Below are 13158 nucleotides of genomic sequence, written 5' to 3' on the forward strand. Positions count from 1 at the left end.
GGGGGGGGGGGGTGTTCGGGTTTTGGGTGTGGGGTTTTTGGGGGGCCGGCGGGGGGGCCGCCGGGTGTTTCCACTCCCTCCCCCGGCGGCTGACGCCGCTCGGCTCGCCGGTTTATTGAACCACCTCCTTGCAAACTCCCTCGTTACCGCGCATGATGGGCCATCCCCGCCGCCGGATGCCGCCGCGTCATGATCGTGGACGTTCACAGTCACTTCTGGGAATACCCCCGCGACTTCTCGCCTGCGTTCCGCGAACAGGCCAAACGCGCCCGCGCCGGAACCGAGGTCGATCTCACTGTCCGATTTGACGAGTACCTAGCGGCTTCCGTCCCCGGCGTCCGCACGGTCGTCTTCGGCGGCAAGGCGAGGCTCTCCGGCGTCTGGGTCGATGACAAACACGTCGCCGAGTACGTCTCTTCCCACGCCGATACGCTGATCGGCTTCCTCTCCCTCGATCCGACCCAGCCGGGCTGGGAGAGGGAGCTGCGCGACGGCCACGAAGTGCTCGGCCTCCGCGGAATCAAGTTGATGCCGATGTACGCCGGGTTCCGCCCTGATGACGACCGGCTCGACCCGCTGTGGAAGTACGCCGCGAAGTACCGGCTGCCGGTCCTGCTGCACACCGGGACCACGTTCGTGGCGCAGGCCCCGCTGGAATGCACCCTGCCGCGGCACGTCGATGCGGCCGCCATCCGCCACCCGGACGTGACGATGATCCTCGCGCACCTCGGCCACCCCTACGAGGGCGAGTGCGTCGCCACGATCCGCAAGAACCCGAACCTGTATGCGGACGTGAGTGCCCTGCACTACCGGCCGTTTCAGCTTTACCACAGCCTCATGCTGGTGCAGGAGTACGGCGTCTGGGATAAGGTGCTGTTCGGCACGGACTACCCGTTCACCACCGTTACGGCGAGCATCGACGGCCTGCGGAAGCTGAACGCGATGCTCGACGGGACCGCCCTGCCCCGGCTGGACGCGGCGAAGATCGAGGCGATGATCCACCGCGATTCCCTGCCCCTCCTCGGCCTGGCGTGAGCTGTCATGAAGATCGTCGGCATCGAAACGAACGTCTGCCACGCCCGGATGCGGAACTGGGTGTTCGTAAAGGTGCTGACCGACCAGGACGGCCTCTTCGGCTGGGGCGAGGCGACGTTGGAGTGGCACACGCGGGCCGTCGTCGGCGCGGTCGAGGACATCGCGGAGCTGATCGTCGGCGAAGACCCCACGCGGGTCGAGCACCTGTGGCAGATGATGTACCGCCAACACTTCTGGCACGGCCACGGTATCGTCCGGGCCACGGCCGTCGCCGGCATCGACATCGCGCTGTGGGACATCCTCGGCAAGGTCGCCGGGCTGCCGCTCGCGAAGCTGTGGGGCGGCCCGGTCCGCGACCACGTTCGCACGTACTGCCACCTCGGCGGCGGGAAGATGGAGGACTTCTACGAGACGGCGGCCGAGGACGCGGAGCGCTTCGCCGACCTCGCCCGGCAGGCCGTCGCAGACGGGTTCACGGCGTTCAAGACGATGGCCGTCCCGCCGACGCTGCCGCTGGACGGGCTGAAACCGATCCGCGCCGCGGAGCAGGCCGTCCACGCCATGCGGGAGGCGGTCGGCGACGGGCCGGACATCATGGTCGATTGCCACGCCCGGCCGTCCCCGGCGATGGGGTTGCAGTTCGCGAAGGCACTCGAACCCTACGGCCTCTACTTCCTCGAAGAACCCTGTTGGCCGGAGAGCGTGGACGGGCTGGCCGCGATCAACCGGGCCGTCGCAACGCCGATCGCGACCGGCGAGCGGGTCACGCACCTGGCCGCGTTCCGCGACCTGTTCGCCGCCCGCGCCTGCGAGGTGTGCCAGCTCGACATCACGCACTGCGGGGGGTTCACGGAAGCCCGCCGGGTCGCGGCGCTCGCAGAGGCCCACCGAATCGCGCTCGCGCCGCACAACCCGCAGGGGCCGGTCAGCACGGCGGCGTCGCTCGAATTCGGGTTCAGCCAGCCGAGCTACGTCATCTGCGAGACGGTTCACGCGGACGTACCCTGGCGGCAGGACGTGGTGCAGGAAGGGTTCACGGTGGAGCCGAAGGGCCGGATCGTGCGGCCGAACGCGAAGCCCGGCCTCGGCATCACGATCGACGAGAAGGAAGTGCGGAAGCACCCGTTCCAACAAGAGCTGCTCCAGCGGGTCTTCTACCCGGACGGCAGCGTCGGCGACTGGTAGGAGGGATCATGCCGCGAGTGTTGAAGGGCGTCTTGCCGATCGTTCACACCCCGTTCACGGCCGACGACGAGATCGACCGGGCGGCGTTGAAGAAAGAAGTGGATTGGGCCTTCCAACAAGGGTCGGACGGCATCGGGACTGGTATGGTGTCCGAGGTTATGCGGCTGACATTCCAGGAGCGGATCGCACTCACGCAGCTGCTCGTCGAGGCGACGGCCAGCCGCGGGGCGGTGTTCATGGCCGTCGGCGCGGAGAGCACGAAGCAGGCCGTCGCGTTCGCGCAAGAAGCGGAGCGGGCCGGGTGCGACGCGGTCATGGCCGTGCCCCCGCTGACGGCGAAGCTGTCCGAGGCCGCGCTCGTCGAACACTTTCACACGCTCGCCGATTCCCTCACGATCCCGGTCATCGTTCAAGATGCGTCAAGTTACGTCGGGCAGGCCATCCCGCTCGCCGTGTACGTGAAACTGCTGAACCGGTACGGGCCGGACAAGATTCTGTTCAAGCCGGAGGCCGCGCCGAACGGGCCGAACATTTCCGCCCTTCGCGACGCGACCGGCGGGGCGGCCCGCATCTTCGAGGGGTCCGGGGGCATCTACTCCATCGACAGTTTCCGCCGCGGCGCGGCCGGCACTATGCCAGGCGTAGACGTGCTGGACGGCGTCGCCGCCCTGTGGCGGGCGCTCGAGCGCGGCGACGAGGCCACCGCGTACCGCGTCTACTTCCCCGTGTGCGGCATCGTCACGCTGCAACTGCAGGCCGGGTTGGACGGGTTCCTCGCCGTCGAGAAGTACCTCATGGTGAAGCGCGGCCTTTTCCCGAACGCCCGGCGGCGGCGGCCGTACTGGTGGGAACTCGACCCGGAAACGGCCGCCGAACTCGACCGGCTGTTCGCCCTCCTTCAAGCGGCCCTGACGTGACCCGTGCGGTACCGCGTGCTAGCCTTGCTCGTCCTCGCCGCCGTCATCGCCTACGTGCAGCGGAACGCGATCAGCGTGCCGACGAAGGACATCCAGCGCGACCTCGGGTTCGACGAGGCGGCGATGGGCGTCGTCATGGGGGCATGGTACTGGGGCTACGCCTTCCTGCAGCTGCCCGCCGGGTGGCTCGCGGACCGGTGGGGCAGTCGCCTCGCGCTCGTGCTGTTCGCCGTGCTCTGGTCGCTGTTCACCGGCGTCATGTACTTCGCGACCGGCTACCTCGGCATCCTGTTCGTCTGGTCGTTCATGGGCTGCGCCCAGGCCGGCGTGTTCCCGAGCGCGACGAAGGCCATCGGCGGCTGGTTCCCGGCGTCGGAACGGGCGTCCGCGTCCGGCTGGCTGATCTGCGGCCAGTCGCTCGGCTTCGCCATCGCCCCGGCCCTCGTCGCGCAACTGCTGACGGTTCTCACGTGGCAGGCGGTGTTCCTGGTCTGCGCGATCCCCGGCTTCCTCTGGGCCTGTGTCTACTTGTGGGCGGTCCCGGAGCGCGACGCACCCCGGCCCGACCCGATCCCGTGGGGCGAGGCGTTCCGGACGATGGTTCAAAGCCGCCCGATGGTGCTGCTGTGCGGCCAACAGTTCATCCGGTCGGCCGCGATGACGTTCTTCTGGACCTGGTTCCCGCGGTTCCTCCAGGAAACGCGGGGCGTCTCGCAGGAACAGTCGGGCCACCTCGCGTCGCTGCCGGGCGTCGCGGCGATGGTCGGCGGCATCCTCGGCGGGCTGACCTCCGACTGGCTGCTCCGCACCACCGGCAACCGCCGGCTCAGCCGGCAAGGCGTCGCGGTGTTCGGCATGGTCGTCTGTGCGGGCATGACGGTCGGCGCGTACTTCGTGGCCGACCCGACGCTGGCCGTGCTGTGCATCGGCGTCGGCGTCTTCTGGGGCGTGTTCGGCGGCGTCAGCGGGTACTCGGTCGCCATCGAGTTCGGCGGCCGCAGCGTGGCGACCGTCTTCGCCACCATGAACATGTGCGGGAACGTCGGGTCCGCCCTGTTCCCGATGCTCGCCGGGTGGTACGTCGCCGGGGGCGGCGACTGGAACCTGGTCCTTCTCTTCTTCGCGGCCCTGTTCGCGTTCGACGCCCTTCTGTGGGCGGTACTGAACCCGAGGCGGCCGCTGTTCGAGGCGGAATATGACGCGCGTTGAAGCCCCGCAAACCCGGTGTCGGGCGGCGTTCGCCCAGGCCGACATCACGCCGCCGGTCGGCATCTACCACCGCATGTGGGGGGCCGCGACCCACGACACGGCCACCGGCGTCCACCGCCCGCTGACGGCGACGGCCCTGTTCCTGGAATCGGTCGAACGGGCCGGCACGCAGATCGTCCTCGCGCTCGACCACTGCCTGCTCGACCGGTCGGAGGTGACGAACATCCGCCGGGCCGTTTCCTCGGCCACCGGATTGCAACCCGGTTCGATACAGGTTGCGCTCTCCCACACGCACGGGGCCGGTTGGATGTCCCGCAGTCGGTCGCACCTGCCCGGCGGCGAGGAGGTCGGCCCGTACCTCGACCACGTCGCGGCTGCGTGTGCTGAAATCGCGGCGTCGGCGAAGGCCGCGGCGCGGTCGGTGACGATCCTCTACGGCAAGTCGCGCTGCGACCTCGCCGCCCACCGCGACTTCTGGGACGAAACAAGCGAGCAGTTCGTCTGTGGCTACAACCCGTCCGGGCCGACGGACGACACGGTTCTCCTCGCGAAGGTCGTGGCGGATTCAGGAGACGTTCTCGGCACGGTGGTGAACTACGCCTGCCACCCGACGACGCTCGCGTGGCAGAACACGCTCATCAGCCCGGACTACGTCGGCGCGATGCGGGAGGTCGTCGAATCGCACACGCAGTCGCCGTGCGTGTTCCTCCTCGGCGCGTGCGGCGACCTGGGACCGCGGGAAGGGTACGTCGGCGACCCGGCCGTCGCCGACCGCAACGGCCGGCAGCTCGGCTTCGCCGCCCTTTCCGGCCTCGAACCGCTCGCGGCGGCCGGGACGGTTTTCGAGTACGCCGGCCCCGTCCTCTCCGGGGCGACGCTGGGATCGTGGGAACACCGCCCACTGTCCGAACGGGCGGCCGAACGGAACACGAGTTGGACGTGTCGGTCCGTCGTCGTGGAGGTGCCTTACCGAGCCGACCTGCCGACGATGGCTCAAACGAGGGCCGACCTCGCGATGTGGCAAGAGGAAGAAGCGGCGGCGACCGACCCGACCCGCCGCCGTGACTGTAGGGCCATGATCGAGCAGATGACTCGCCAGATCGCAAGGTTGCAATCCCTCCCAGAAGGAAAGGCGTTCCCGCTCTCGGTCGAGGTCTGGCACCTCGGCGGCGCGTTCTGGGTGTTCTCGCCCGGCGAACTCTACCACGCCTTCCAGACGACCCTCCGGCAGCGGTTTCCGGATCGGCCGCTGCTGATTTCTACCGTCACGAACGGCTGGCAGCCCGGCTACGTCCCGACGGCCGCCAGCTACGGGAAAGGCATCTACCAGGAGAAGATCGCGGCCATCGCCCCGGAAAGTTTGGGCGTGCTGATCGAAGCCATTTCCAACCACCTCCGCGAACTCGCGTGAACCTTGACCCTCCTTCAAACCTCCCTAGAGTAATAAGTGCCGGGCGCTTAACTCAGCGGTAGAGTGCGTTCTTCACACGGACGAAGTCACAGGTTCAAATCCTGTAGCGCCCACTCCCCACCTTCCCCTCCCGCAGCACCGACCCTTCCGTCCTCGTTGAGAAAGCTGCTTCTCAAATCCCATCGCTTTAGCTACCAGCCCGTTAACCAACCGCCCTCGAAATAAGCTCTCCACGACCTGCGACCGGGTTGGCACACCCGTTGCATCCTCGACCGTCACCACCGAGGAGGCCGGCCATGGCACACACCGAATACGCATCCCCGCCCCTGCAACACACTCCGGACCCCAGCACGCCGAGCATCACCAACCTCGTGACCGGCATCCTCGAAGACGGCCGGACGCTCGCCAAGCAGCAGATGGAGATGTTCAAGAGCGAGGTCCGGGAAGACCTCCAGCACTCCATCCTCGCGGCCCAGTACGGCGGCATCGGCATCGTCCTCGGCACGGTCGGGGCACTGGGATTCATCACCGCCCTCGTGTACCTCCTCCACGAGCAAGTCGGCCTGCAGATGTGGATTTCCTGGGGCATCATCGGCTTGGCCTTCTCGGCCGCCGGGGTCGTGTGTGCCGTCGTGAGCAATCGGCTCATCAACAAGTTCAACCCGCTGCCGGACAAGACCTTCAACGCCATCAAGGAGAACATCACGTGGAACACGAAAAAGTAGACCCGACCCCGCCCGTTCGCAAGCCGGAAGAGATCGAGCGGGACATGGCCCACACCCGCGAGGCGATCACGGAGAAGGTCGTCGCGCTCGAGAACCAAGTTCTCGGTACCGTCAAGACCGCCGCCGACACGATCACGGACACGGTCGAGAAGGTGAAATCCCTCGTGACGGAAGGGCCGGGGGCGATCACCGACACGGTTAAGAACTCCGTCGCGGCCGTCACCGACGTGGTGAAGGAGCAGTTCGACGTGAGCCGGAAGATTCGCGAGAACCCGTGGGCCTCCGTCCTCGGTGCGACGGCGGCCGGGTTCGTGACTGGGTTGCTCGTCGGCGGCCGGCGGTCCGAATCGACCGTCCCAACCGCGACGAACCAAGTTCCGTTCACGCCGCCGCAGTCGTACACGCCGGCGGCGGCCCCGCGGGAACCGGGCATTCTCGACAACCTTTGGGCGAAGGTCCGCACGGAGCTGCAGCAGCTCGCGGAGGAGACGTTCAACACCGCGACCGCCTCGCTCCGCGATAACATTCACACCCAAGTGCCGAACCTCGTGAAGAACACCATCGAGGCCGGCACCGGCGGGCTGCATAACCGAATTCAGGATCGTCACCTGATGTAACCCTTAACTGGAGATTCCCATGCGACTGTTCGGCATAATCATGATCGTCGTCGGGGCCTTGATCTTGGGCTACGGCGGGTTCAGCTACGTGACCCAGGACAAGGTCGTGGACGCCGGGCCGGTGCAGGTCACGGCCGAGCGGGAAAAGACGGTCTGGATTCCGCCGGTCATCGGCGGCGTGGCCGTGATCGCCGGCCTCGTCATGCTGGCGAGCGGGAAACGCGACATCTGAGCAACACGACAGTCAACGAAGGCGGAGGAAAAATTCCTCCGCCTTCGTCATTTCTCTGGGTGTCGTCGATTCACTTCCGGTATCATCGCATCGCTTCAACCCACACCCCAGAGGCGGCGGATGACTCGCGCGAAGACGGAGTACCGGTACGAGAAGCTGACGTGGCCGGAGATCGACGACGCGGTCGAACTCGGCAAGGTGTGCGTCGTCCCGTGCGGGGCGGTCGAGCAGCACGGCCACCACCTCCCGCTGGACGTGGACCTCGTCTGCCCGGTCGGGATCGCCACCGGCGCGGGCCGCGAGATCGCCGACAAGTTGCTCGTCCTACCGGTCGTCGCCTACGGGTACACCGGGCACGTCATGGACTTCCCCGGCACGATCAACCAGGACTTCGAGCACTTCATGCACCACGTGCTCGACATCACGAAGTCGCTGGCGTACCACGGGTTCAAGAAGATCGTGTTGCTCAACGGTCACGGGTCGAACATGCCGAACCTCGACCTCGTCGCCCGGCGGACGAACCTCGAGACGGACGCCGAGTGCTGCCCGATCGCGTGGTGGAACCTGCTCACCGTGGACAAGGAGTTCCTCCCGAACTGGCGGCAGAGCAAGTTCCCCGGCGGCTGCTCCCACGCCTGCGAGTTGGAGACGAGCCTGTACCTGTACCTCGACGGCGACTACGTGCGGAAGGACAAGGTCGAAAGCGGCACGATCAGTTTCAACGACGAGAACAGCCCGTTCAACTGGGTGGACCTGTTCGCCGCGGGGCCGGCGACGGTCGTGTCATGGACGAGCAGCTACTCGGACACCGGCGTCCTCGGCGACGCGGAATTAGCGACGCCGGAGAAGGGGCGGCAGGCTTACGAGGAGGCGGTGAAGCAGCTCGTGCGGTTCGTAACGTGGTTCAAGGACCGGCCGAAGGACGTTCGCAAGGACCGTCACCGGACGCCGCCGACAATGCCGTTGCCGTGGGGCCAACGGCCGCTGGGGGGCGACGCATGACCATCGCGGACCTGCGGCTCACCGGCCTGACCGGCGGCACGGTGGAGGGCGGCTGGGCAAAGGAACTGACGCCGGAGGACAACGTCCACACCATCGTGGAAGTCGTCACCGACTCCGGCCTCGTCGGCGTCGGCAGCACGTTCACCAGCCGCGACCTCGTCGCCGCCGCCGCGAAATTGCTGCGGCCGTTCCTGATCGGCGAGCGGGCCGACGAGCCGGCGCGGGTGAGCGAGAAGCTGCGACAGCACACGTTCTGGCAGGGCCGCGGCGGGAGCGTCGAGCACGCCATCAGCGGCATCGACATCGCCCTGTGGGACCTGTTCGGCAAGCTCACCAACCAACCCGTCGCGCGGCTGCTCGGCGGCATCTACCGACACAAGATCAAGCCCTACGGCTCGCTTCTGTTCGACGAGGTCGAGCCGTTGCGCGAGAAACTGACGGCCGCCGTGGCGCGGGGGTTCCGCGCGATCAAGCTCGGCTGGAAGCCGTTCGGCCGCCGTGACTCGCGGACCGACGAACTGCTCGTTAGAACGGCCCGCGAGACGGTCGGCCCGGCCGTGGAGATCATGGTGGACGCCGGCGGTAGCGAAGCGTTCTGGCCGCACGGGTACAAGTGGGCGCTGCGGACGGCCCAGATGCTCGCGGCCAACGACGTAGCGTGGTTCGAGGAGGCGCTGCCGCCGGACGACGTGGCCGGGTTCGCGGAACTGCGGCGGCTCTCGCCCGTCCCCATCGCGACCGGCGAGGTGCTGACCCGGCGGCAGAGCTTCCGGCCGCTGTTCGAGCTGAAGGCCGTGGACATCGTCCAGCCGGACTGCACGAAGTGCGGCGGGCTGACGGATGCGTGGCGGATCGCCTGGGCGGCTTACGAGAACAACGTCCTGTGGGTTCCGCACGGGTGGAACACGGCCGTCGGGCTGGCGGCCGACGTGCAGCTCGCGTGCGCGATGCCGGTGGCGAAGTACGTCGAGTTCCTGACGCCGTCGCCGTATGTCGATGACCTGATCGTGAACCCATTCCGCCCGGACGCCGACGGGTTCCTGACGCTGCCGGAGAAGCCGGGGCTGGGCATCGACCTCAACCCGGAGGCGATTCGCCGGTACGGAGTTGGGTGACGGGCAACGGCCGATACCGGTAGCTCCACCACACGGCCGCACCGACGAACAGCACGATCACGTACACGTCGAACAGCGGGTCCCACGCGGCGCGGCCGGTGAGGCCCTGCCCTTCCTGCCAGCTCGTGAACACGCCGACGAACCCCTGCGACGCCATCGCCCCGACGACGCCCAGCCCGTTCATCAGCCCGAACAGCGCGCCGACGTGCGTGCCGCACTGCGGGATCGCGACCGACCACCAGTTCGGCAGCGTGACGTGCATCGCGCAGAACGACGCCCCCCACAGCGCGGCCAGCGAGTACGGATCGTCGCACCGGATGCCCGCGAACAGGCACGCCGCGGCCGTCAAGTAGCACCCGACGCCGAGGTAGCGGCGGGCCGTCACCGCGTCGTCGAAGGTCCGCGCGATCCAGTCGGCCAGCCAGCCGCCGAACAGCACGCCGACGGCCGACCCGGCCAGCACGAACGACGTGAGCCACCCGACCGCGCGGTTCTCCAACCCGCGGGCGTCGGCCAGGTACTTCGGGAACCACGAGTAGAAGAAGTACGTGTAGAACGCCCCGCACACCATGATCGCGGCGAGGACGAGGATGCCGCGGTTCGTGAGCGCCGCGCGCCACGGGATCGGGGCGTGCTCGTTCGCCGTCAGCGTGCCGCCCGCGCGGATCGTGGCGAGTTCTTCCTCGTTCACGCTCGGGTGCGCGGCCGGGTCGTCGCGGAACCACCACCAGAACCCGACGGCCCACACGACGCCGACCGCCCCGAACGCAACGAACGCCCACCGCCACCCGGCGTAGTGAATGAGCTGCGCCGTGGCCGTCGGCGCGAGGACGGCCCCGAACTGCGACGCGGCGATCATCGCCCCCTGCACCCGGCCGCGCTCCGTCAGCGGGAACCACCGGGCGATGACGCGGGCCGCGTTCGGGTACGCCCCGGCCTCGCCCGCGCCGAAGAGGAACCGCACGAGAATCAACGTGAGCAGGCCGGAACACGCGCCGGTGAGGCCGGTGAAGATCGACCACCAGATGACGATGCGGGTGAGGACGGCCCGCGACCCGTGCTTGTCGCCGAGCCGTCCGGTGGGAATCTCGAACAGCCCGTAGGCGAGGGTGAACGCCATGAGCACGTAGCTCATCTCGACGTTCGTGAACTTCAACTCGTCCTGGATCGGCTTGAGTGCCTGGGACATGCAGAGGCGGTCGAGGTACAGCACCGCCGACAGCCCGCACAGCCACGCGGCGACGACGAATCGCGCCCGCGTCGGCCGTGGTTCCGGTTCGAGTGAACCCATGTTTCGATGGCGGCGGCGGGACGGGCGGTGGGGAGGGTTCGACCCATTTGCGTCGAACCGCTCGGTAAGGTCAAGAAGATTTCGCGCCCGCCAGCTCCGGCCGCGGGCGGATCAACAGCACGAGCACGATCGACACCACGGCCGTACTCGCGAACGCGCCGAAGATCAGGTTCAGCGCCACGCCCTGACTCCGCAGTGCGCCGAAGCCCCAGTCGGCGAACCCGCCGCAACTGATGCTGACAAGGTTCATGATCCCGTACCCAGTGGCCCGCAGCTCCGGGCGGACGATCTGCGACAGGATCGGCATGTTGTTGCAGTCGAAGAACCCCCAGCCGAGGCCGAAGAGGATGAGGAACGCGACCGCGACCCACAGTTCCGGCGCGTTGCCGATGCCGAACAGCGCGGGAATGATGAGGGCCATCCCGGCGGCGCTGACGTTGATCCGGCCGCGAACCGTCCGCCGCATCGCACGGTCGGCCAGCCACCCGCCGACGAACGCGCCGACGAGGGCCGCGACGTTCACGAACAGCGTCGCCGAAACGCCGGCCTTCCCCTGACCGATGTTGAACTGCTCCTTCAGGATCGACGGCATCCAGTCGCGGACGACCCACCCGGCCAGCGCCGGGAGCGTGAAGTACAGCACGAGGAGGATAAACGACACGTTCGTGAGCAACTCCGTGAACGCGACCGTCGGCGACGGCTTCGCGACGACCGTTTCCGACCGCGGGGCGTCGCGGAGGATCAACAGCAGCGGCAGGGCGTAGGCGATGCCGACGAGGCCGGTCACGTCGAACGCGAGCCGCCAGCCGAGGGCCGGGGCGTCCGCGACGTACCCGCCGAACCCGCCGACGATGACGCCGCAGTAGATCGCCGTTTGGTGGAGGCCGACGGCGCGGGACCGCGTGTTGCCGAGGTGGTAGTCGGCGATCATCGCGAGCGCGGCCGGAATGTAGAACGCCTCGCTCAGCCCCATGAGCGTCCGCGTCCAGAGGAGGCCGTCGTAGGTCGTGACTTGTCCGGTCGCCCACGTCACGGCCGACCAGACGAACAGGCTGCCGCAGATGACGTACCGGCGGCTGAACCGGTCCGCAATGTACCCGCCGACCGGGCTGAGGAACGCATACACCCACTTGAACTGGCCGAGCATGTACCCCCACCGCGCCTTGTCCAGTGCCTCAGGTATTTCGTTCCCGATGGAGAACTGCATGGTCGTGAGCATCTGCCGGTCGAGGTAGTTCAGCAGGGCCACGGGCCAGAGCAGCGCGACTGTTAGCCACGCGGCCTTCGCGAGGGAGGGAGACGGGTTCATGCGGCGGGGCTACTTCGGGGGTGGGAGGAAGGACCACACGTCGGGCGAGCGGTCGCCGGGCCGGGCCTCGCCGCTCGGGAGAACCCAGGCGTCGCGCCAGCGGACGCACGGCAGCGTCACCCGCGGGGCGGGCAGCTCTCCGGCGGCGTGCCATTTGTTTTGTGCGATGTCGAAGCGGAGGATTTGCTTCGCGAAGCCGGGGTGTTTGTCCGGCGACGTGGCGACGTGTTCGCCGGTGTCGCCGCCGAGCACGAGGAACCCGCGGTCGTCGAACGGGGCCGGCGACGCGGTCGCCGCGACCGGGTGCGGCAGGTCCGGCATCGGCTTCCAACCGGTGTCGGGGTGGTAGACGAATCCGTCCTTCAAATATTGGCGTTCGGCCTTGCCGTTCTTGATGACGAGATCGACGCCGCCGACGAGGCAGAACGAGCCGCCGGCGTTCGCGGCCACGGCCAGCATCCGCGGGCGGCCGGGCCACGGGTCGAGCTTCCGCCACTTGGGGGACGTTGCCGCGAGGTCCATCGCGTAGAAGCACTTCAGCGGTTCGGTCGCGTCCGGCTTCGCCAGCCCGCCCGCGACGTAGAGCGTGTCGCCGATCCGCCCGCCGCACAGGTTCGCGACGGGTTCGGGCAGTGGTGGCAGCTCCGTTCGTGCGACCGACCCGGCCTTCCATTCCAACCGGAAGACATCCGCGTAGTGGCGATCCATGTCGCTGCCGCCGACGCAGATCACGCCGTCGCGGTGCGACACGGACACGCCGTAACCGAGCGGCCGCGGCAGCTTACCGGCGGCCTTCCAGTCGCCGTCCGGTTTTTCGAGCGCGAAGATCGTGTCGTGCCAGACCTTCTTGCCGCCGTTCCACGGCTTCTTGTCCGGGAAGTTGGCCCCGCCCGCGACGAGGAGGACGCCGTGCGATACGCCCGCGAACGCCCCCGCGAACCCCTCCGCGTCCGGGAGCGGCTTGAGCTTCATCCACTGGGCCGCCGCGGGGTTCGTGGTGAAGAAACATAGAGCAATAACGAGGACACAACAAACGGTCCAGGCTCGGTGAGACCTCTTGTTCCCTCCCCCCTTGGGGGGGAGGGTTAGGGAGGGGGGTAGCCTTCCTCC

General features: G+C 68.0%; 13 protein-coding genes and 1 tRNA gene. 11 read left to right on the top strand and 3 right to left on the bottom strand.

Annotated elements, in window-relative coordinates:
* Positions 1-189: 189 nt before the first annotated feature.
* The 11 genes from AC5JJ2_RS23850 to AC5JJ2_RS23900 all read left to right on the top strand — a co-directional run bounded on the left by AC5JJ2_RS23850 (position 190) and on the right by AC5JJ2_RS23900 (position 9448).
* Positions 190-1035 carry an amidohydrolase family protein gene (locus tag AC5JJ2_RS23850; protein ID WP_495860546.1) on the top strand — a complete coding sequence of 282 codons (846 nt, stop codon included), beginning with the start codon at positions 190-192 and terminating at the stop codon, positions 1033-1035.
* Positions 1036-1041: 6 nt separating this feature from the next.
* Positions 1042-2220, top strand: coding sequence for an enolase C-terminal domain-like protein (locus AC5JJ2_RS23855; RefSeq protein WP_495860547.1), 1179 nt, complete (start codon positions 1042-1044; stop codon positions 2218-2220).
* Positions 2221-2228: 8 nt separating this feature from the next.
* Positions 2229-3137 carry a dihydrodipicolinate synthase family protein gene (locus AC5JJ2_RS23860; RefSeq protein ID WP_495860548.1) on the top strand — a complete coding sequence of 303 codons (909 nt, stop codon included), beginning with the start codon at positions 2229-2231 and terminating at the stop codon, positions 3135-3137.
* A gap of 3 nt (positions 3138-3140) precedes the next feature.
* On the top strand, positions 3141-4346 hold the full coding sequence (locus AC5JJ2_RS23865; RefSeq protein ID WP_495860549.1) for an MFS transporter: 1206 nt from the start codon (positions 3141-3143) through the stop codon (positions 4344-4346).
* Positions 4333-5757, top strand: a complete 1425-nt coding sequence (locus tag AC5JJ2_RS23870; protein WP_495860550.1) for a neutral/alkaline non-lysosomal ceramidase N-terminal domain-containing protein — start codon at positions 4333-4335, stop codon at positions 5755-5757. Before AC5JJ2_RS23865 ends, AC5JJ2_RS23870 begins: the two co-directional genes overlap by 14 nt.
* A 41-nt stretch (positions 5758-5798) precedes the next feature.
* A tRNA-Val gene (locus AC5JJ2_RS23875) sits at positions 5799-5870 on the top strand.
* A gap of 183 nt (positions 5871-6053) precedes the next feature.
* A complete protein-coding gene (locus AC5JJ2_RS23880; RefSeq protein ID WP_495860551.1) occupies positions 6054-6482 on the top strand; it encodes a phage holin family protein in 429 nt (142 codons plus the stop codon).
* Positions 6464-7099 (top strand): hypothetical protein, encoded by a 636-nt coding sequence (locus AC5JJ2_RS23885; RefSeq protein WP_495860552.1) that lies wholly within the window; start codon positions 6464-6466, stop codon positions 7097-7099. Before AC5JJ2_RS23880 ends, AC5JJ2_RS23885 begins: the two co-directional genes overlap by 19 nt.
* 19 nt (positions 7100-7118) lie before the next feature.
* On the top strand, positions 7119-7331 hold the full coding sequence (locus AC5JJ2_RS23890; RefSeq protein ID WP_495860553.1) for a DUF3185 domain-containing protein: 213 nt from the start codon (positions 7119-7121) through the stop codon (positions 7329-7331).
* Positions 7332-7451: 120 nt separating this feature from the next.
* On the top strand, positions 7452-8333 hold the full coding sequence (locus tag AC5JJ2_RS23895; RefSeq protein WP_495860554.1) for a creatininase family protein: 882 nt from the start codon (positions 7452-7454) through the stop codon (positions 8331-8333).
* Positions 8330-9448, top strand: a complete 1119-nt coding sequence (locus AC5JJ2_RS23900; RefSeq protein WP_495860555.1) for a mandelate racemase/muconate lactonizing enzyme family protein — start codon at positions 8330-8332, stop codon at positions 9446-9448. Before AC5JJ2_RS23895 ends, AC5JJ2_RS23900 begins: the two co-directional genes overlap by 4 nt.
* Here AC5JJ2_RS23900 and AC5JJ2_RS23905 read toward each other — a convergent pair.
* The 3 genes from AC5JJ2_RS23905 to AC5JJ2_RS23915 all read right to left on the bottom strand — a co-directional run bounded on the left by AC5JJ2_RS23905 (position 9411) and on the right by AC5JJ2_RS23915 (position 13065).
* Positions 9411-10739 (bottom strand): MFS transporter, encoded by a 1329-nt coding sequence (locus AC5JJ2_RS23905; RefSeq protein ID WP_495860556.1) that lies wholly within the window; start codon positions 10737-10739, stop codon positions 9411-9413. The two genes, AC5JJ2_RS23900 and AC5JJ2_RS23905, sit on opposite strands and share 38 nt — an antisense overlap.
* Before the next feature lie 70 nt (positions 10740-10809).
* Positions 10810-12048: an MFS transporter gene (locus tag AC5JJ2_RS23910; protein ID WP_495860557.1), complete on the bottom strand. Its 1239-nt coding sequence runs from the start codon at positions 12046-12048 to the stop codon at positions 10810-10812.
* Positions 12049-12057: 9 nt separating this feature from the next.
* On the bottom strand, positions 12058-13065 hold the full coding sequence (locus tag AC5JJ2_RS23915; protein ID WP_495860559.1) for a galactose oxidase: 1008 nt from the start codon (positions 13063-13065) through the stop codon (positions 12058-12060).
* Between the last annotated feature and the right edge of the window lie 93 nt (positions 13066-13158).

It is taken from the genome of Limnoglobus sp. (assembly GCF_059499385.1).